At 63.8% G+C, this 19,482-nt stretch carries 19 protein-coding genes and 2 tRNA genes; 8 read left to right on the top strand and 13 right to left on the bottom strand.

What is annotated here, in order from left to right; genetic code table 11:
- Positions 1-30: 30 nt before the first annotated feature.
- Positions 31-801 (top strand): bifunctional 2-polyprenyl-6-hydroxyphenol methylase/3-demethylubiquinol 3-O-methyltransferase UbiG, encoded by a 771-nt coding sequence (ubiG, locus tag M2335_RS08705; RefSeq protein ID WP_264594418.1) that lies wholly within the window; start codon positions 31-33, stop codon positions 799-801.
- Positions 801-1,985, top strand: a complete 1,185-nt coding sequence (locus M2335_RS08700) for a mechanosensitive ion channel family protein (RefSeq protein ID WP_264594417.1) — start codon at positions 801-803, stop codon at positions 1,983-1,985. The genes ubiG and M2335_RS08700 overlap by 1 nt, the downstream gene beginning before the upstream one ends.
- On the opposite strand, the gene M2335_RS08695 is transcribed toward M2335_RS08700, so the two are convergent.
- The 3 genes from M2335_RS08695 to M2335_RS08685 all read right to left on the bottom strand — a co-directional run bounded on the left by M2335_RS08695 (position 1,967) and on the right by M2335_RS08685 (position 4,699).
- A complete protein-coding gene (locus M2335_RS08695; RefSeq protein WP_181559754.1) occupies positions 1,967-2,341 on the bottom strand; it encodes a hypothetical protein in 375 nt (124 codons plus the stop codon). The two genes, M2335_RS08700 and M2335_RS08695, sit on opposite strands and share 19 nt — an antisense overlap.
- A gap of 76 nt (positions 2,342-2,417) precedes the next feature.
- Entirely contained in the window at positions 2,418-3,440 is a 1,023-nt protein-coding gene (gene dgcA, locus M2335_RS08690) for an N-acetyl-D-Glu racemase DgcA (protein ID WP_264594416.1), read from the bottom strand.
- A gap of 23 nt (positions 3,441-3,463) precedes the next feature.
- On the bottom strand, positions 3,464-4,699 hold the full coding sequence (locus M2335_RS08685; RefSeq protein WP_264587282.1) for a polyhydroxyalkanoate depolymerase: 1,236 nt from the start codon (positions 4,697-4,699) through the stop codon (positions 3,464-3,466).
- A gap of 178 nt (positions 4,700-4,877) precedes the next feature.
- Here M2335_RS08685 and M2335_RS08680 point away from each other — a divergent pair, with 178 nt between their 5' ends.
- On the top strand, positions 4,878-6,668 hold the full coding sequence (locus M2335_RS08680; RefSeq protein WP_264594415.1) for an ABC transporter transmembrane domain-containing protein: 1,791 nt from the start codon (positions 4,878-4,880) through the stop codon (positions 6,666-6,668).
- Positions 6,669-7,141: 473 nt separating this feature from the next.
- Here M2335_RS08680 and M2335_RS08675 read toward each other — a convergent pair whose 3' ends face one another.
- The 5 genes from M2335_RS08675 to M2335_RS08655 all read right to left on the bottom strand — a co-directional run bounded on the left by M2335_RS08675 (position 7,142) and on the right by M2335_RS08655 (position 10,454).
- The gene (locus M2335_RS08675) at positions 7,142-7,441 is read right to left on the bottom strand and encodes a PilZ domain-containing protein (RefSeq protein WP_319801207.1); all 300 of its coding nucleotides are present in this window, start codon (positions 7,439-7,441) and stop codon (positions 7,142-7,144) included.
- 499 nt (positions 7,442-7,940) lie between these two features.
- A complete protein-coding gene (locus M2335_RS08670; protein WP_181559759.1) occupies positions 7,941-8,366 on the bottom strand; it encodes an ExbD/TolR family protein in 426 nt (141 codons plus the stop codon).
- 25 nt (positions 8,367-8,391) lie between these two features.
- A complete protein-coding gene (locus tag M2335_RS08665; RefSeq protein WP_181559760.1) occupies positions 8,392-8,877 on the bottom strand; it encodes an ExbD/TolR family protein in 486 nt (161 codons plus the stop codon).
- Between the two features lie 101 nt (positions 8,878-8,978).
- Positions 8,979-9,728 (bottom strand): MotA/TolQ/ExbB proton channel family protein, encoded by a 750-nt coding sequence (locus tag M2335_RS08660; RefSeq protein ID WP_181559761.1) that lies wholly within the window; start codon positions 9,726-9,728, stop codon positions 8,979-8,981.
- A gap of 72 nt (positions 9,729-9,800) precedes the next feature.
- Positions 9,801-10,454: an energy transducer TonB gene (locus tag M2335_RS08655; protein WP_181559762.1), complete on the bottom strand. Its 654-nt coding sequence runs from the start codon at positions 10,452-10,454 to the stop codon at positions 9,801-9,803.
- A gap of 229 nt (positions 10,455-10,683) precedes the next feature.
- Here M2335_RS08655 and M2335_RS08650 point away from each other — a divergent pair, with 229 nt between their 5' ends.
- From M2335_RS08650 to glpX, 3 genes are all read left to right on the top strand, one after another.
- Positions 10,684-11,565: a hypothetical protein gene (locus tag M2335_RS08650; protein ID WP_264594414.1), complete on the top strand. Its 882-nt coding sequence runs from the start codon at positions 10,684-10,686 to the stop codon at positions 11,563-11,565.
- A 92-nt stretch (positions 11,566-11,657) separates the two neighbouring features.
- Positions 11,658-12,974, top strand: a complete 1,317-nt coding sequence (locus M2335_RS08645) for a homoserine dehydrogenase (RefSeq protein WP_264594413.1) — start codon at positions 11,658-11,660, stop codon at positions 12,972-12,974.
- Positions 12,975-13,108: 134 nt separating this feature from the next.
- Positions 13,109-14,098, top strand: a complete 990-nt coding sequence (gene glpX, locus M2335_RS08640; protein ID WP_181559765.1) for a class II fructose-bisphosphatase — start codon at positions 13,109-13,111, stop codon at positions 14,096-14,098.
- Between the two features lie 79 nt (positions 14,099-14,177).
- Here glpX and M2335_RS08635 read toward each other — a convergent pair whose 3' ends face one another.
- Positions 14,178-14,948, bottom strand: coding sequence for an ABC transporter permease (locus M2335_RS08635; protein WP_264572906.1), 771 nt, complete (start codon positions 14,946-14,948; stop codon positions 14,178-14,180).
- Positions 14,945-15,892 carry an ABC transporter ATP-binding protein gene (locus tag M2335_RS08630; protein WP_264594412.1) on the bottom strand — a complete coding sequence of 316 codons (948 nt, stop codon included), beginning with the start codon at positions 15,890-15,892 and terminating at the stop codon, positions 14,945-14,947. Before M2335_RS08630 ends, M2335_RS08635 begins: the two co-directional genes overlap by 4 nt.
- 295 nt (positions 15,893-16,187) lie before the next feature.
- Here M2335_RS08630 and recJ point away from each other — a divergent pair, with 295 nt between their 5' ends.
- Complete coding sequence (gene recJ, locus M2335_RS08625; protein ID WP_264594411.1) at positions 16,188-17,936, top strand: single-stranded-DNA-specific exonuclease RecJ; 1,749 nt, start codon at positions 16,188-16,190, stop codon at positions 17,934-17,936.
- Positions 17,937-18,013: 77 nt separating this feature from the next.
- Positions 18,014-18,088: transfer RNA gene (locus tag M2335_RS08620), tRNA-Glu, on the top strand.
- Positions 18,089-18,310: 222 nt separating this feature from the next.
- On the opposite strand, the gene M2335_RS08615 is transcribed toward M2335_RS08620, so the two are convergent.
- The 3 genes from M2335_RS08615 to M2335_RS08605 all read right to left on the bottom strand — a co-directional run bounded on the left by M2335_RS08615 (position 18,311) and on the right by M2335_RS08605 (position 19,481).
- Positions 18,311-18,397, bottom strand: a tRNA-Leu gene (locus M2335_RS08615).
- Positions 18,398-18,490: 93 nt separating this feature from the next.
- The gene (locus M2335_RS08610; protein WP_264594410.1) at positions 18,491-18,667 is read right to left on the bottom strand and encodes a hypothetical protein; all 177 of its coding nucleotides are present in this window, start codon (positions 18,665-18,667) and stop codon (positions 18,491-18,493) included.
- 40 nt (positions 18,668-18,707) lie between these two features.
- On the bottom strand, positions 18,708-19,481 hold the full coding sequence (locus M2335_RS08605) for an MBL fold metallo-hydrolase (protein WP_264594409.1): 774 nt from the start codon (positions 19,479-19,481) through the stop codon (positions 18,708-18,710).
- Position 19,482: the final 1 nt, after the last annotated feature.

The following is a 19,482-nucleotide window of genomic DNA, read 5'->3' as shown; positions in this document are numbered from 1 at the left end:
CCGGCGCCCTATTAGTCAGCAGGATCGGCAATGGCAAGCGAACCGCACAGCAGCACCATCGACCCCAAAGAAGCCGCGCATTTCGGCGCGCACGCGGCCGATTGGTGGGATCCCAATGGCTCCAGCGCCATGCTCCACAAGCTGGGGCCGGTGCGCCTTGGCTTCATCCGCGCCGCTATCGATGTGCACTGGGGTGGATCGGCCCAGGATCTGCGCCCGCTGGCCGGCAAGCGCGTTCTCGATGTCGGCTGCGGGGCCGGGCTGGTCGCCGAGCCGCTCGCCCGCATGGGCGGCGCCGTAACGGCTGTAGATGCGGCGCCAGAGAATATCGCCGTCGCCCGTGACCATGCCGCCGGAATGGGCCTGCCCATCGATTATCGCAATTGCGGGGTGGAGACGCTGGCCGATCCGCAATTCGACCTGATCACGGCGCTGGAAGTCATCGAGCATGTCACTGATCCGGCGATGTTCCTCTCCGCCGTCGCGCGGCTGCTCAAGCCGAATGGGCTGCTGATTATCTCGACGCCAAACCGGACGCCGCTCTCCAAGTTGATGGTGGTGACGCTGGCAGAGGGCTTCGGCCGCATCGCCAAGGGCACGCATGACGCAGCCCGCTTCATCACCCCGGAGGAAATGGAAGCGCTGCTGTCCGACCGTGGCCTGCACGTCATGACGACCAAGGGCCTGATGGCCGATCCGCGATATGGCTTCGTGCTCAGTGACAATCTGTCCGTGAACTACATCCTCTCTGCGGCGTTCTCATCGCACGACATCCCCCAATTTGCGAGCACGCCAGCCTGATGACTGCTGCCCCGACGACAACTTCATCCCACGCCAATCCCCTCCGCAGTCTCGAACATGCCATGACATGGCTGGGCGAGAACTGGATCGAGGTGGCGATCGCCGTGGCCATCGGTATCGCCATCTATTTTGCGCTGGGGCTGCTCAAGCGGATCATGCAGCGCTTGCTGCTCAGGGCGGCCCACAGCGCCCCGATCATGGGCGTCGCCGCCAGCACCGTCGGGAAAACCGGGCATCTGTTCATGATGCTCATCGCGGCGCGCCTCGTCGTCAATTATTTCCCGGTGCCGCCGGCATTGTTCAATGCGATCAACTTCCTGTTCATCGTGGTGACGGCCTGGCAGATCGCGGTCTGGGTGCGCCAGATGGCGCTCGGCTTCATCCAGATGCGCTCGGACCCGGAGCTGGGCGGCAGCGAAGCCCTGGCCAACGCCAGCGGTCTTATCAAAGTCCTCCTCTCCATCGCGATCTTCGCCGTTGCGGCCATCGTCGTGCTGGACAATCTGGGCGTCAACGTCACCGGTCTTGTGGCCGGTCTCGGCATAGGCGGCATCGCCATTGGTCTTGCCGCCCAAGGCATTTTCTCGGACCTGTTTGCGTCCCTCTCGATCATTTTCGACAAGCCGTTCAAGGTCGGCGATGCGATCAATTTCGGTACGCAGACCGGCGTCGTGGAGCGCATTGGCCTCAAATCCACGCGCCTGCGCGTGGTGACGGGCGAACGCATGATCGTCTCCAATGCGCAGCTGCTGAACAAGGAGATCACGAGCTACACCGGTCTCGACCGGCGCCGGATCAAGTTCGCCATCGGCGTCATCTACCAGACCCCGCCGGCCGAAGCGGCGAAAATACCGGATCTGCTACGAGAGATCGTCAACGCGCATGGCGGCGACTTCGTGCGCTCGGGCTTCATCGGCTTTGGGGCGAGTTCACTAGACTTCGAGCTGGAGTTCGACGTGCACTCGGCCGATTGGGATAAAATCTATATGATCCGCCACGCGATCGGCCTCGATATTCTCGGCCGCTTCAACGATCTCGGGCTGGAATTTGCCTATCCCACGCAGACCACATTTACCGCCGATCCGTCCGGCAAGATGATCATGCCCTACCCGGTCCTCCACGAACTGCCGGGCGCTCTCGCCCCGCGCAGCATCGGGAGCGCCGATCAGGCCACGTCGGAATAATAACCGGCCCAGACATGGTTCTGCTTGCGCTCGATCCGCATGAGCGCAAGCACGGCGACCATCATCGCGAGCAGCGCCAGCGCGGTGAACACCGGCCAGACCGATTCCGGCGACACCATCAGGCTGAGCACGGCGCTCGCCATCAGCAGCGGCACGAACAGAACCGTCGCGAGCGCGGCGCGCTTGCGAGCTTTCTTGCGCTTGGGTGCCGTGCGCCAGAACCAGAGGCACAGGCCGACGCCAATCGCCGCAGGGACGATCTGCAGCCAGGCGAAGGGCATGCGATAGAGGAAATAGGCCGACACGCCGACAGTCGCGAGTACCACCAATAATGCGAGAATTCGTGCTAGGCGCACGTACAGCCTCCTCCAATCGCGACCCGGCAATTGCCGGTCCTCGGCCTTTACGACCGCTTCAAAACCCTATTGTCGTTCAACTTCGTTGAGCATCCGTTATAATCGCCTCGCCCCATAAAGTTCCGGGCGAAAGATATCCGCTGGCGACATTCATGGCGCCCTCGCGATCATGAGCTAGCAGCAAGGCGCCATCGAGGTCCACCCAATCGGCGAACTGTGCAAGCAGAAAGGCAGGCGCAATGCCGAGCGAGCTTGCGAGCATGCAGCCGACCATGATGCGCTTCCCCGCAGCCCTTGCCGCATGGGCCATGGCGAGCGCCTCGGTGAGTCCACCGGCCTTGTCGAGCTTGATATTGATTGCTTGATAGGCCCCAAGCCGCGCGAGATCATCCAGCGACTGGCAGCTCTCGTCCGCGCAGATCGGCACCGGCAGAGCCAGCCCGGCCAGCGCCGCATCAGCCTGTGCCGGCAAGGGCTGCTCGATCAATGCGACGCCCAGATCGGCCAATGCACGGGCTTGCGCCTGCACGTCCAGATCGGCCCAGCTCTCATTGGCATCCACGATCAGGTCGACATCCGGCGCACCTTGGCGCACCGCTTCGATGCGGGCCTGATCGCCGTCGCCGGTGAGCTTGCACTTGAGCAGCGTGAACCCCCGCGCCCGCGCGTCTGCGGCCGCCTGCGCCATCTTCTCCGGCGTATCGAGGCTGATCGTATAGGCCGTCCGGACCGGCTGGGGCGCCTTCAGTCCGGCCAGCGCCCAAACCGGCTTGCCGGTCCGCGCTGCCTCCAGATCCCACAGTGCGCAATCGAGCGCATTGCGTGCGGCGCCCGGTGGCATCAGGGTGCGCAACGTCTCGCGGTCCGGCACGCCGCCCTGCGCCTGCACGAGCGCCTCGATCGCAGCCGCACACCCTTCGGCCGTCTCGCCATGATAATAGATCGGCGTGCCCTCGCCTCGGCCGATGAATATGCCATCCGTGACCACGCACATGACCACATCGACAAACGTCTTGGCGCCACGGCTGATGGTGAAAGCGTCGCGCACGGCGAAGCGCTCGACCGCGACTTGCTGCAGGCCAATGTCGATCACTGCCAATCCGACCTCATGAGAACGGGCGATCAGCCGCGCGGCAGATCATCGTGGCGGGCAATCCATGCCTCGACCACTGGCGCAATGCGGTTCCGCCATTTCGAGCCATTGAAGATGCCGTAATGGCCGACCGTCTCGGCGAGATAATATTGCTTCATCTCGTCCGGCAGGTTCGGGGAAATCTTGAGCGCCGCCCTCGTCTGGCCGATGCCCGAAATATCGTCATTCTCGCCTTCGACCGCGAGCAGCGCGACATCCGTGATCGCTGCCGTGTCGATGCGGACGCCACGATGCATGAACTCGCCCTTGGGCAGGCTGTGCTTCTTGAACACCTCATTGACGGTCTGCAGGTAGAATTCGGCGGTCATGTCGCAGACCGAGCGATATTCCTCGTAGAACTTCTTGGTCGCGTCCGCGCTCTCATCATCGCCCTGAACGAGGTGACGGAACATCTGCCAATGGCTCATCAGGTGGTTGCCGAGGTTCATGGTCATGAAGCCGGCCAGTTGCATGAAGCCGGGGTAGACCTTCCGCCCGGCGCCGGGATAATTGAACGGAACCGAGGTCACGACATTCTGGCTGAACCAGCTCAGCGGCCGCTCCTGCGCCAGCTGATTGACGGCCGTCGGCCCCTCGCGAGTATCGATCGGGCCGCCCATCATCGTCAATGTGCGCGGACGGCACGGATGCTTGGAGGCGGACATGAGGCTCGCGGCAGCCAGACAGGGCACCGACGGCTGGCAGACCGCCAGCATATGTGCGCCCGGTCCGATATGCTCGAGCCACCCGACGAGATAATCGACATAATCATCCAGATCGAACGACCCGTCGGAAAGCGGCACATCGCGGGCATCGCGCCAGTCGGTGATATAGACGTCATGCCCCGGCAGCATCCGGGCCACCGTGCCGCGCAGGAGCGTCGCGAAATGGCCGGACATCGGCGCGACGATCAGCAGCTTGGGGTGCCGGCCCTCCTGCCCTTCCCGCACGAAATGACGCAGCTGGCCGAAGACCTGGCGCGCCTCGATGACTTCGTGCACCGCTACGGTCTGCCCGTCCACCTCGGTAGTCGGCAGGTCGAAGGCGGGCTTGCCGCGCGGCGCCGCGGCATGCGCGAACACATCCAGCGCGGAGGCGAGCATCGGACCGCCACCGAAATAAGCAAAGGGATTTGCGGGATTTTGGAGCAGTTCCACGCTCGCGGTCGCCATGGCACTGGCGCTTGCCAGAAAGCTGCGCTGAATTTCATAGGCACTATAGAGCATGTGTTTCCTTACTCGGGGCCATCTGTCTAAACCAGCACATCCAACGCCCTGACGCCAGCGCCGATAACGGGCTTAGAAGCACTAAATAGTGCCGACGCGTCTCCTTTGCCACACCAGAAGGCACAGCGCAGGTGCAAAAGCCCTCCCCTTGGTTGCAAAGTTGGTCTAGGGCGCGGCCATGGCTACCTCGGCGTCCACCCCAGACAATGACGATCGGCGCAAAGCGGGCGATCTTGGCAATCTGCGACTGATCTGGCGCGCCGCGCTCCGCTACCCCGGCCGCATAGCCGGCGCCGGCTTCGCCCTGGTTCTCGCCTCTGCAGCAACGCTTGCCATCCCCAGTGGTTTCAAGCTGGTCATCGATCGCGGTTTTGCTTCGGGGCTCGATGGGGACATCAGCCGCTGGTTCCAGTATCTGCTGCTCATCGTGGTCATCCTGGCCTTTGCGACCGCCATGCGCTTCTACTTCGTCGCCTGGCTGGGCGAGCGCGTGGTGGCCGATCTGCGGATCGCCGCGCAGGCCAATCTGCTGCGGCAGGAGCCGGCCTTTTTCGAGCATAACCGCCCCTCCGAGATCGCCTCTCGGATGACGGCGGATACGGCGATCATCGAGCAGGTCGTCGGCTCGACGGTCTCGGTGGCGATGCGCAATCTGCTCACCGGTTTTGGCGGCATCGTCTATCTGTTCATGCTCGCGCCGCGCCTTACGGCGATGCTGCTGTTCGGCATTCCCATCGTGCTCGGGCCGATCATTCTGGTCGGTCGGCGCCTGCGCGCGCTCTCGCGCAACAGTCAGGATCGGCTGGCTGCGGTCGGCAGCATCACCAACGAAGTGCTGAGCGCCATGAAGATCGTCCAGGCCTTCGGTCAGGAAGAGCGTGAAGCCGGGCGGTTCCGGCGCGCGGTCGAGGACAGCTTCCGCACGGCCCGCCAGCGCATCACCCTGCGAGCGGCCATGACCGCGACGATCATTCTGGTGATCTTCGGCTCCATCACCCTCATCATGTGGCAGGGCGCGCTTGACGTCGCGGCGGGCCGGATGTCCGGCGGCAGCATCGCGGCCTTCGTCATGACGGGCGGCCTGGTCGCGGGTGCCTTCGGGGCGCTCACCGAGGTCTATGGCGATCTGCTGCGCGGGGCCGGCGCCGCCACCCGGCTGAGCGAACTGACCAGCGCCGTCTCCGAAATCCGCCAACCGGCGCGGCCGGTCGCGATCCCGCAGCCCGGTCAGGCGCGACTAACGTTCGAGAACGTGGCCTTCCGCTATCCGACGCGGCCGGATTTGCCGGCCCTCATGGATTTCTCGCTGGATGTTGCACCGGGCGAGACCGTGGCAATCGTTGGCCCATCCGGTGCGGGCAAATCCACGCTCCTTCAGCTTGCCGAGCGGTTTTACGATCCGTCCCACGGGCGGGTGCTCCTCAACGGCGTCGACCTGCGGGAGGCAGACCTGCTGAGCCTCCGCAGCATGATCGCGCTGGTGCCGCAAGAAACCGTGATCTTCGCCGCCAGTGCGCGCGACAATCTGCGTTACGGACGCTGGGATGCCACCGACGAGCAGTTGATGGAGGCCGCGCGCGCAGCCAATGCCGACGGCTTCCTCAAGGCGCTGCCGCAGGGCTTGGACACCGAACTCGGCGAGAGCGGCGCCCGCCTCTCCGGCGGCCAACGCCAACGCGTCGCGATCGCCCGCGCGCTGCTCAAGGATGCGCCGCTGCTGCTGCTCGATGAAGCGACCTCCGCGCTGGACGCAGAATCCGAGAGCCTGGTGCAGGATGCCCTCGCCCGGCTGATGAAGGATCGCACGACTATCGTCATCGCCCATCGCCTGGCGACCGTCCGCGCCGCCGACCGCATCGTCGTCCTCGATCAGGGCCGGATCGCGGACATCGGCACCCACGCTGACCTGATTGCCCGCGGTGGCCTCTATGCGCGGCTCGCATCGCTGCAGTTCGACGAACCCGCCTGATCTCCGGACGTTGACGGAGGTGGGCGCGGTGATCAGCTGCTGCTGATGCGGCGCCGGCTCTTAGCTGCTTAGGCTCGCGAAGGGCGTGCATGTTTGACCGGCAGCCGCGTGGCCAAGTGAGCGACGCTCAAACATAAGTAGGTTGCGTAGGGTTCAGGGTCTCAACTGGCAGCACCGAGAGCGGCAGCGCGCCCACGCGCAGCCCGAGCACATCCAAGCCCTAAAGAACGCATGCAGAATGGCATCGAAGCATCAACCAAGTCCTTACCACGCCCCGTCGATGTCGGAAGCGAGGTCCCTTTCGGTGCTGCCTGTTGTCTGCAGCAAACCGGCAATGGGTCGTCTGCATAAGTTGCACGGAACTGACCGAGTGTCCCACGATCAGGCCGAGCAAGCCTCAGTGCGCGCTCTTGCCCTTCTTCCGGCGAAGCGGCTCATTTGCCGAGCCCGCGCGCTTGCTTGGCCCGATGTCGTCAGTCCGCCTCAGCGCCGCGAACGATGTGATCGAAAATCGCCGGATGCATCGGTGTCTCGAACTCGCACCCCGCTTCATGGTCGCACACCCAGGTGACGAATGCCTTGCGTCCTTCAAAGCCGGCAAACATCACCCACACTTCCATACCGACCTGCAGCTTGACGTAGCTCATCAGCCGGAAGCCGGTGAGTGACATGTCCGAGATTCGGCTCTTAAACCAGCTTTCGCCCTTCCGGCGCACACGGACGCCAATCAAGACCGACTGCCGCGCTGACGAACGAGCGGACGGCTCATTCATTCTGTCTGGAACTGCGCCCATATCGACCTGCCTGCCTGGAACATCGCACGATACGACAGGGAAGCTTACCATCGTCCTAATCATAGGAAGTCCTTCCGGCCCAGCAGATGAGGACTCTAAGACCTAGGAGAACCTCGACCGGCGGCCACTTCCTCATCCTGACCGCTTGCAATCTGCAGCGCTGCCTCAGCGCCCGAGCCGAGTGCTAATGGCATCACCGGCGCCGTTGAAAGGTCCAGAACCGCCAACTGGCTTGCGTGTTTGTCCGCCACTCGCGTGCTGGCCTCTCAGCTCAATACAACTATGCTCGCACGCGCAGCGCAGGATCGAGGTCTTGAAGGCTGCTGACCCGCGCTCACGCCTAGGGCCGAAGCCTGCCCCCCAGACGCCTTCCATCTTAATCCCAGACGCCTCGCTCTGAAACCCAACAAAAAAAGGGGGCCGAAGCCCCCTTTTCCAAACACATCCAGATCCGCGACGAAGCGCGTTTCCGCTATGATCAGAACACGCCGCCGTAACGGTCGTTGCCGACGAAGCCCAGCTTGGTCACGCCAGCGCGCTTGATGATGGCAAGCACCTCATCAACCACCACATAACGAGCCGACTGGTCAGGCTCGAACTGCAGTTCAGGCTCCGGGGCCATACGGCTGGTCTGATCGAGATACTGGCGCAGCGTCACCCGGTCGACCGGGGCGCCATTCCAGTAGATCGTGCCTGCCGGATCGATGGTCAGACGATTCTTGACCGGATCGATCGTGTTCTGCGGCGCGTCCGCATTCTGCGGAAGGTCGATCTTCACCGCGTGGGTCTGGATCGGGATCGTGATAATGAACATGATGAGGAGCACGAGCATGACGTCGATCAACGGCGTCGTGTTCATTTCCATCATCGGCTCGCCGTCGTCGCGGCCACCACTCATTGCCATGGGACTGGTCTCCTAAACTTGGGCGTCAGAGGCGACGGACGGAAATCGAAGCCGGGTCGGGCTCGGAAATGAAGCCAACCTTCGGATAACCAGCGCGCTGCATCGTGAAGATCGTGCCGCCGATGCACCGGTACGGCGTATCGATGTCTGCACGGATGTGCGCTTCGGGCAGATCGTCGGGGTTCATGTTCTCCACGCCACCGGCCTTCTCGATATCCGCTTCCAGCTTCTTGACAGCGCGGTTGAGAAGATCGCCGGCCGTGACCTTGGTCACGTTCCAGTACACTTCGCACTGCCCATCCACTGCGCGAACCGTAAGGCTCACATTTTCCGGCTTCGTGGTCGTTGGCTCGAAGGCGATCTTCGGCAGCTTCACGTCCACTGTCTGGATCACCACCGGAATTGCGATGAGGAAGATGATGAGAAGCACCAGCATGACGTCCACGAGAGGCGTCGTGTTGATGTCCGACATCGGGGTGTCATCACCACCACCCCCAGAGCTAATTGCCATCGATCAAAATCCTAACTCTTGGCTTTGGAAGCACGCACGTCCTTGCGGAGGCTTGATGTGGCGACCGCTCGAGGGTCGCCACACCTGCTTCATTTGATAGCTCAGGCCTTGGCGGCAGCCGGCTTGGCAGCGGGCGCGGCCGGTGCAGCAACCACGGTCGGACGGACCGCACCGTTGGACACCATGTAGCCAAGCAGGTCGTTGTTGAAGCCGCTCAGGTCTTCAGCAATCGACTTGTTACGACGCTGCAGCCAGTTGTAGGCAAGCACCGCCGGAACGGCCACGGCCAGACCCAGCGCGGTCATGATCAGAGCTTCACCGACCGGGCCGGCAACGGCGTCGATCGAGGCCTGACCGGACGCACCGATCTTGATGAGCGCGCGGTAAATACCGATAACCGTACCGAACAGACCGATGAACGGCGCGGTCGCACCGACGGTCGCGAGGAACGCGAGGCCACCGCCGAGCTTGGAGTTGATGGCAGCTTCCGAACGCGCGAGCGAAGCGTGCATCCAGTCATGCGCCTCGACCGGATCGGTCAGCTTGGCATGCTGTTCCTGCGCCATGATGCCGTCGTCGACCAGCTGCTTGTAGGCGCTGTTCTTCTCGAGCTTGGCCGAACCCTCCTTGAGGGTCGCCGAACGCCAGAACGTGGTACGGACCTTCTTGGCCTGGCCGATCACCTTCTGCTGCTCGATGAGCTTCGAGAACAGAATGAAGAACGAGAACACGGACATGCCGCAAAGAATGATGAAAACGGTCCAGGCGATCACGCCGCCCTGCTCGAGGGCTTCCATGAGACCGTAAGGGTTATCGGCCGGCGCAGCGGCTGCGGACAAATAAATCAACATTCGTGTATTCCTCTCAAACCAGTCGGTGAATGGGCCGTCCCTCGCCCCGGTTCGGGACGGCCGAAATCAGGATTAACGTTCAAGCTTCCAGACCACGCGGCGCGAGCTGCTCGACTTGATCGGATTGCCGGCTTGATCGAGCGCGGGAGAATAACGTCCCCGGCGCGTGATCAGGCTGCAAGCGGTTTCGTCGAGGTCCTTGCGGCCGCTCGATGCGGTCACCCGGCAATTTTCGACGCGCCCCTGGGCATTGATATCCCAAGCGATCGTCACCGAACCCTCGGCCTCGTCACGACGAGCACCGGCAGGATAGTCGTCAGACGTAATCCAACTCGCAGGGTTACCCCTGGCACCAGCGGCCTTGCTGACAACCGGCGCAGGCGGCGGCGGTGGTGCAGGCGGAGCCGGCGGCGGCGGCGTGGGAGGCGGCGGCGGCGCCAGAACCGGAGCCGTGCTCGGCAGCGAAATCATCGGCGGCGGCGCTGTGGGCGGCGGCGGCGGTGGCGGCGGCATGTCTGGCGGAGGCGGAGGCGGTGGCGGCGGCTCCTCCTCTGGCGGCGGCGGCTCCTCTGCCACGTCGATGACGTTCAGCTGTTCTGCAGCCTGCTTGACATACTTGATGCCAAGCCCCGTCACAAACGCATAACCGAGGATCGCGTGAATGATTGCCACGATGATAAGAGAAACCGTCCTACCGGACGATTGTGACTGGTCAGCATAGGCCATTCAGCAATGACACTCCCTAGCTCGATACAGCGCTGACAATCAGACCACGAATCGACGAAATGCCGTAAAGCACGACGTCTTCCGTGCGATACTGATCGCTCGGGCTCCTAAATTCCGAGGCATGTCCTATCGTGGCAAAACGTGTGAAGCAAACGCTTTGTTGACGGTGGTCACCTCTGCTTAACCCCCTATGTTAGAGGCTGAGGAAGGCCTATCAGGAGAATTGCGTATGACCGACACAATCCGACGCCAAAAGGCCCGGTTCAAACTGGCGGCAATCGGTTGCAGCGTCCTGTTGACGGCCGCTTTCCCCTTTATTTCCACTTCCGCTACGGCACAGGTGGCAGAATCGCCAGAGCCGGCAAGCTTGAGTTACGCGCGGATGGCCGAACTGGCATCGTCATCCCCCACGGTGGCGCGCATTACCGTGCGTTCTATCGTCGCCCTCAAGCGCGAGCGCGCGCCCGATCTGCCGGAAACGCGGAGCCGTTTTTACGTCCAGGCTGAAACGCTCGGCTTGATTCGCAGCGATGGCGTGATGTCCAAGCGAATCTCTTTCCTTGTGGACGGGTCCGCGGAAAATGCCCGACGCCCCAACCTCAAGAACAAGATTTTTCTCGCTTTCGGCAAAGTCGGCCAGCAGGTGAGCGAGTTCCAGTTGAGCGCGAGCACGGCGCTCGTGCCCTGGACCCCCGCCAACGAGGCGCTGGCCCGAAAGGTCATCGAAGATCTTTACGCGCCGGGCGCACCAGGTCCGATCACCGCAATCACCTCTGCCTTTCATGTGCCGGGCGCGATTGTGGGCGAAGGTGAGACTCAGATCTTCCTCGGCACGGCGGACGGCTCGCCGATTTCACTGTCGGTGATCCGCAGACCGCAGGAGCAACCGCATTTCAGCGTGTCGCTGGGCGAGGTTGTGGATGATTCGGCGAAGCTCCCCGAGCGGGACACCTTGCTGTGGTATCGCCTCGCGTGCAGCCTGCCCGACCAGCTCCCGCCCTTGTCCCTCACCGAACTGGCGCGCAACGATGCGGAAGCCGCCAGTCGCGATTACAGCGCATTCCGGGCCGCACTGGGACCATGCGACCGCACGCAAACGCCGGTCATTTAGGCAGAGGGCTCTTTCCTGTACGGGATTACCCGCTATGAGCGGCGGCGGACCTCCGTGCGACCGCCGCTCACACCTTTTTGCAGGACATGATTATGACCGACGCCTCTTCCCGCCCCCTTCGCCTCGCCATCGTCGGCTTGGGAACCGTGGGCGCCGGTGTCATTCGCCTGCTGGAGACCAATCGGGATCTGATTGCCCGGCGTGCAGGCCGCCCGATCGAGGTGGTCGCCATTTCCGCGCGGGACCGCAGCAAGGATCGCGGACTTGATCTCTCCGCCTATGAATGGGTCGACGACATGGCGACCCTCGCGCAGCGCGAGGACATCGACACGGTCGTTGAACTGATCGGCGGCGCGGATGGCCCGGCCCTGACGCTGGCCCGCCAATGCCTGAGCCAGGGCAAGCCTTTCGTTACCGCCAACAAGGCAATGATCGCCCATCACGGTCTCGATTTGGCACATGAGGCCGAGCGGAGCGGCGTTGCGCTGAAATATGAAGCGGCCGTCGCGGGCGGCGTGCCAGTCATCAAGGGCCTGCGTGAGGGCGCCGCTGCCAATCGCATCATGCGGGTCTATGGCATCCTCAACGGCACCTGCAATTACATCCTCTCCACCATGGAACAGCATGGCAGCCCGTTCGACCAGGTGCTGGAGGAAGCGCAGGCCAAGGGCTATGCCGAGGCTGACCCTACCTTCGACATTGACGGTATCGACGCCGCCCACAAGCTGTCGATCCTCGCCAGCCTCGCCTTCGGCACGGAGATCGATTTCGGCTCGGTGGATATCACCGGCATTCGCAATGTCATGGCAGCCGATATCCGCGAGGCCGCCTCGCTCGGGTTCAAGATCAGGCTGGTCGGCATGGCGGAATGCGAGGCGGACGGCAGCGAGAATGTCGGCCTCTTCCAGCGCGTCCACCCCATGCTGGTGCCGCTCGACCACCCGCTTTCCCATGTCGATGGCGCGCTCAACGCTGTCGTGGCGGAGGGCAATTTCGTCGGACGTCTGTTCTTCCAGGGCGCCGGTGCCGGTGAAGGCCCCACCGCCTCCGCCGTGGTCGCAGACGTTATCGACGTGGCGCGCGATGAATATGGTCCTGCCTTCGCCATGCCGGCCGAATGGCTGCAGCGCCAGGTCAAGGCCGATGCCGGGCAGCGCACCGGCCGCGCCTATCTGCGCTTCCAGGTTCAAGATCGCCCCGGCGTGCTGGCGGAAATCACGGCGTCGATGCGGGATTCGGGCGTGTCGATCGAAAGCGTGATCCAGCGGGCCGCCACCGCGGACGAGGGCGTTCTTGTCGCCATCGTCACTCACCCGGGCGCCCTCTCCGCCATCGATGATCTGCTGCGCAGGCTCGGCGGATCGGACAGCCTGTTGGGCGCGCCGATGTTGATGCACATCCTCGACTGACAGGCGGCGACCCCGCGCTTACAGGCCGGGATGCGATATGCGCCCGGCCGCACCGGTAAGACGCTGGCTCATTATCGACATTGCAACAATCCTCGCCTATCGCGTCCCATCAATTCAGCAAAGGATGCCGCAGGATGGGGAAGTCGAATACCGTCGAAGCCAGTTCCGTACTCGATCGGGTACTTGTTCTTGAGATGGTGCGCGTCACCGAGGCCGCCGCGATCGCCGCGTCCAAGCTCGTGGGGCGCGGCGACGAGAAGGCCGCTGACGCTGCTGCCGTCGAAGCGATGCGCAAGGCCTTCGATGGCCTGTACATGGATGGCACGGTGGTGATCGGCGAAGGTGAGCGCGACGAAGCCCCCATGCTGTACATCGGGGAGAAGGTCGGTGGCGCGCCCGGCCGTGGCCCCAAGATCGACATCGCGCTCGATCCGCTGGAGGGCACGACCATCACCGCCAAGGCCGGCCCCAATGCGCTTGCGGTTCTCGCTGCCGCCGAGGAAGGCAATCTGCTCAACGCGCCGGATGTGTACATGGAGAAGCTGGCGGTTGGCCCCGGCTATCCGCCGGATATCATCGACATGCGCAAGAGCGCGACGGAGAATGTCGAGGCCGTGGCCAAGGCCAAGGGCGTGAAGCCCTCCGAGATCATCGTGTGCGTGCTGGATCGCCCCCGCCATGAGAAGCTGATTGCCGAACTGCGCGGCATCGGCTGCGGCGTGGTGCTGATCGGCGACGGCGACGTGGCCGGCGTGATCGCCACGACGGACCCGGACACCACGATCGACATGTACATGGGCTCTGGCGGCGCGCCTGAAGGCGTGCTCGCCTGTGCGGCGCTGCGCTGCGTCGGCGGCCAGTTCAACGGCAAGCTCCTGTTCCGCAACGAGGACGAGAAGGCCCGCGCCCGCAAGTGGGGCATCACCGACCTCGACCGCATCTACAAGCTGGAGGACCTCGCCAAGGGCGACTGCATCTTCGCTGCAACCGGCGTCACCGATGGCTCGCTGCTCGAGGGCGTCAAGCTCCTGCGCGGCGGTAAGATGACCACGAACAGCGTCGTGATGCGCGCCTCGTCCGGCACGGTCCGCTGGGTCAAGGGCGAGCACCGCGCCCGCGACTGACGCACCGAGTATTCAGAGACTGAACCGCCTGCCTGCGTTCGCGCATGACGGGCGTTTTGGTATCTGACGCCCGTTCGCTCTACTTCTTGAGGCGATATCCGGTCTTGAACATCCAGGCGATTACCGCGAGGCAGATGACCAGCATCGCGCTGACGAACGCCACGGAGACGCCCATCGCGACATCGCCCTTCCCGAAGAAGGTCCAGCGGAACCCGCTGATCAGATAGACCACCGGATTGAACATGGTGATCGTCCGCCAGGGCTCGGGCAGCATATGGATCGAGTAAAACGCGCCGCCCAGAAAGGTCATCGGCATGACGACGATCAGCGGGATGACCTGCAACTGCTCGAAACTCTGCGCCCAGATGCCCAGGATGAACCCGAACAGGCAAAAGCTGATCGCGATCACCATCATGAACAGGAGCATCGCGGCAGGGTGCGCGATGGGCAGATCGACGAACAGATGCGCCGTCGCGAGAATCACCAGCCCGATGATCATCGACTTGGTCGCCGCCGCGCCCACATAGGCGATGATCGTCTCCAGCGCGGAAATGGGCGCGGAGAGCAGCTCGTAGATCGTGCCGCTATATTTGGGCATGTAGATGCCGAAGCTGGCATTGAAGATGCTCTCCGTGAACATCGACAGCATGATGAGGCCCGGCACAATGAACGCGCCATAGGGAATCCCGTCGACCTCAGTCATCCGCGAGCCGATGGCGCTGCCGAACACCACGAAATAGAGCGTGGTGGTCAACGCCGGCACGACCAGCCCCGTCATCAGCGTGCGCTGAAAGCGGTGCAGCTCGAACAGATAGATCGCGCGGATCGCGTGGATATTGATGCCGCTCATGCCGCCTGCTCCGACCGGGCCGTGGGCTTGTGGACAAGATCCACGAAAATGTCCTCCAACGAGCTTTCCTTGGTATTGAGGTCCTTGTAGCCGATGCCGAGGGCGCTCAGCTGGCCGAGCAGCGCCGAGATCCCGGTGCGCTCGGCCTGGCTGTCGAACACATATTCAAGCTCGGCGCCGTCGCTCTCCAGAGTCACGCGCCAGTCAGACAGGGCAGCAGGCACAGCCGACATCGGCTCATTGAGCGTGATCCGCAGCGTCTTCTTGCCCAGCTTCTTCATCAGCCGCGCCTTGTCTTCCACGAGGATCAGCTCGCCGCCGGTGATGACCCCCACGCGATCGGCCATGTCCTCGGCTTCCTCGATATAATGGGTCGTGAGGATGATCGTCGCGCCATTGTCCCGCAGCTGGCGGACCAGCGCCCACATGTCGCGGCGCAGTTCCACGTCGACGCCGGCAGTCGGCTCATCCAGAAACAGCAGGCGCGGCTCATGGGCGAGTGCCTTGGCGATCATGACCCGCCGCTTCATGCCGCCGGAAAGCTCCTGCAGCTTGGCGTGGCGCTTGTCCCAAAGCGTCAGGTCGCGCAGCACCCTCTCGATATAGGCATCGTCGCGCGGCTTGCCGAACAGGCCACGGCTGAAGCGCACCGTATCGATCACGCGCTCGAACTGATCGGTCGAGAGTTCCTGCGGCACAAGGCCGATGGTGGCGCGCGTCTGGCGATAATCCCGCACGATATCGTGCCCGCCGACATGCACCGTCCCGCCACTGGCGCGCACGATGCCGCAGATGATGGATATGAGCGTGGTCTTGCCAGCGCCATTCGGCCCGAGAAGCGCGAAGATCTCGCCCTCCTCCACATCGAGATCGACGCTGCCGAGCGCCTTGTGACCGCTGGCATATTGCTTGGTGACGCCGCGGAGCGAGAGGATTGCCGTCATGATAGCGCAGCTACTCCATCGGCCGGGTCTTGCAAAGAGCGGCGTGCGGATAAACGCCGTTCCGCCCGAAAGACGCCGTGCGCAAAATGACGACATCTCGGATATCTCCGTTCGTCCTGAGCAGCTGCTGCGCCTGTAGAAGCGGCTTATCGAAGGATTCGATGCTTCGATACGCCTCCTCGATACGCGCCTGCGGCGCACCTCAGATCCTACTCAGCACAAACGGCGAAGACTAACCCCACCCCTATCACGACGCTCCTATCCTTTCCCCCACAAGCTCGGCTAAGGTGCCGCCATGCGCTTTGCTCTGGATATCGATCGCTCGCTCACCGGCCGTGCCTGGCGCTGGCGCGGGCCTGAGCCGTGCGGCAGCGGCGGCAATCTCGTGGACGATCTGCTGCGCGCGCGGGGTTGCACGCACGACAGCCTGGAGCGCGAGCGGGCGCCGACCATCCGCAGCTTCCTGCCCGATCCGTCCATCTTCCAGGATATGGACCGCGCCGCCGAGCGGCTCGCCGCAGCCGTTATCGATCGGGAATCGGTGACTATCTTCGGCGACTATGACGTGGACGGCGCGACGAGCGCGGCACTGCTCGTCCGGCTGCTGCGCGAGCTCGGGCTTGATGCCGGCGTTTACATCCCCGACCGACTGATGGAGGGCTATGGCCCATCCGGTGAGGCGCTGGTAGCGCTTGCACGCAGCGGTGCCAGCCTTGTCGTCACGGTCGATTGCGGCGCCCAGGCCTTTGCCGCGCTGGAGGCCGCACGCTCCGTGGGGCTGGATGTCATCGTCGTCGATCACCACAAATGCGCCGCCTCGCTCCCCCCTGCCCTTGCGCTGGTCAACCCCAATCGGCTCGATGAGGCCGATGAGGCCGCCGGTCATGGCCATCTCGCTGCGGTCGGCGTTGCCTTCCTGCTGGGTGCCGCGCTGGTCCGCACCTTGCGCGCGCGGGGCTGGTTCGCCGCCCGCCCGGAACCGCGCTTGCTGGACCTGCTCGATCTCGTCGCGCTGGGCACTGTCGCAGATGTGGCGCCCATCCGGGGCCTCAACCGCGCCTTTGTCGCCCAGGGGCTCAAGACGATGGCGCGGCGCGGCAATATCGGCCTCAACGCCCTGCTTTCCGCAAGCCGGCTGGAGCGTGCTCCGCAATGCTCGGACCTGGGCTTTGCCCTGGGGCCCCGCATCAACGCGGGCGGACGCGTGGGCCGCTCCGATCTGGGCGTGCGCCTGCTCACCACCGCCGACCCCGATGAAGCCGCCATGCTCGCCGCAGAGCTTGACCACCTCAATCAGGAGCGGCGCGCGATCGAGGCGACCGTGCAGGAGGAAGCCGAGGCCCTTCTCACAGAGTTGGGCGAGCGCTCCGTCGCCGTGATCGCCGGCGATCTGTGGCATCCGGGCGTAATCGGCATCGTGGCGGGGCGCCTGAAGGAAAAGATCACCCGCCCGGCCATCGTCATCGCCATTGACGAGGACGGCATCGGCAAGGGCTCGGGGCGCTCTATCACTGGCGTTGATCTGGGTGCCGCCATTCTGGCCGCCAAGGACCACGGCCTGCTCGTGGCCGGTGGCGGGCATGCCATGGCGGCCGGGCTCACCGTTCGCCGCGAGCATGTGACCGCGCTGGCGGAGTTTCTGGAGGAGCGGCTGCGCGAGGATGTCGCCCGCGCCGCCACCGCCCGCGCTCTCCTCATCGACCTGCTGGTGGCGCCGGCCGGACTGACACCGGAGCTGATCCAATCGATGGAGCAGGCCGGCCCCTTCGGCAATGGCTGGCCGGCGCCCCGCGTTGCGCTGGGGCCGGTGCGCGTCGTCCGCGCCGATATCGTCGGGACGAGCCACGTCCGCGCCATCGTGGCGGGCGAGGATGGCCGCTCGCTCAAGGCCATGGCCTTCCGTCAGGCCGAGACCGAGCTTGGGCAGATGCTGCTCTCCTCCCGCGCCGGCACGCGCTTCTGGCTCGCCGGCCGCGCAAAGATCGACGACTGGGGGCCCCGCCCCGCCGCCGAGCTGCATATCGAGGATCTTGCCATCGCCTGAGCAAATGGCCTTGACCGCGCCAGACCATCCCCGTAAAGGCGCCCTCTCACGGCAGCGATACACATCGCTCGCTCAGTGGCCCCTTCGTCTAGCGGTCAGGACGCGGCCCTCTCACGGCTGAAACACGGGTTCGATTCCCGTAGGGGTCACCAGCCTTCCCGGCTGGGCAGGCTTGGAAAAGCCCTTCACCTCCCAACATAGATTGTCGACCTGCGATCATTCCCTTCGATGATCGCATGTGCGCATGTATGGCTCGCGATCGCGAAATTTCGCGCGACGCCAGAGGGCAGGCTACAAGGGAAAAGTCACAGCGCCCAAACCCCTTCCCGAGCGCGGGAAGAGCGAAATCATCGCTATTTGGGGGTGTCAGAAAATGGTGCCCAGAAGAGGACTCGAACCTCCACGACCTTGCGATCGCCAGCACCTGAAGCTGGTGCGTCTACCAATTCCGCCATCTGGGCACGGGGTAGGACCGGCGCTTTAGGGGGGCTGTTCGGGGGTGTCAACAGCCTCGAACAGATAAGATGGGATTGATGCAAAATATTGTGTTGGGGTCAGCCAGAGAGGCCGTGAATGGCCAGAACGACGATCCAGACAGCGCCGAAAATCGCGATCCAGACGAGGATCATCTTCACCAGATGGTGGAGCGGAAGGCGGCGCAGGGCCAGGCTGCTGCCGACGAGGACGAAGGCCAGGACGAACCAGAGGCTTTGGGCAATCATATCGGCCATGGCCAACTCTCCTGCTGGAACGGACGCCCGCGAAGGGAGATCAGATCAGGGCGGTCAGACCATCGTAGCCGGGCTCAACGCCTTCGGGAAGCATGGCGCGCAGACGGGCATAGTCCATGCTGTTATCCATGTGGGTGAGGATGGCGCGGCCGGGGCGTATCCGCGCGATCGCCTCCAGCGTCAGAGCCAGATGGGCGTGGGTCGGGTGCGGCCGCTCGCGTAGCGCATCGATGACGAGACAATCCACGCCCGCATAGAGCGAGACCATCGCATCGGTCATCTCGTGAAAATCCGTGGCATAGGCCAGCGACCGGCCGCCGCAGGAGAATCGGAAGCCGCTTGAGGAGATGAAGCCATGGGGCTGATCGACATGGGTGACCGCGATGTCGCCCACCGTCACCCCTTCGTCGGGCAGGTCATGGCCCGCGATGGTCGCGCGATACCCCTCGCGCCCATCGAACGCATAGTCGAAGCGGCTGCGCAGGGCCGCCATGGTCGCCTTGTGACCATAGCCGGGCACAGGGGTGCCACGATGATGCATGATCTGCCGCAGATCATCGATGCCGTGGCAGTGATCGGCATGGTCGTGGGTCCAGAAGACGGCATCCAGATGCACGACATCGGCCGCCAGCATCTGCGCGCGGAAATCCGGGGAGGTGTCGACCAGCAACCGCGTGGTCGCGCTCTCGACAAAGATCGAGACGCGGGTGCGACGATTGCGCGGCTCGGCGGGATCACACTGCCCCCAATCATTGCCGATGCGCGGAACGCCCGAGGAGGTGCCGCTCCCCAACATGACCAGCTTGAGCGTCATG

The sequence above is a fragment of the Sphingobium sp. B12D2B genome, from assembly GCF_025961775.1.
Taxonomy (GTDB): Bacteria; Pseudomonadota; Alphaproteobacteria; order Sphingomonadales; family Sphingomonadaceae; genus Sphingobium.
The sequence above is the reverse complement of the archived record's forward strand: the minus strand, read 5'-3'. Positions and strand labels throughout refer to the sequence as shown.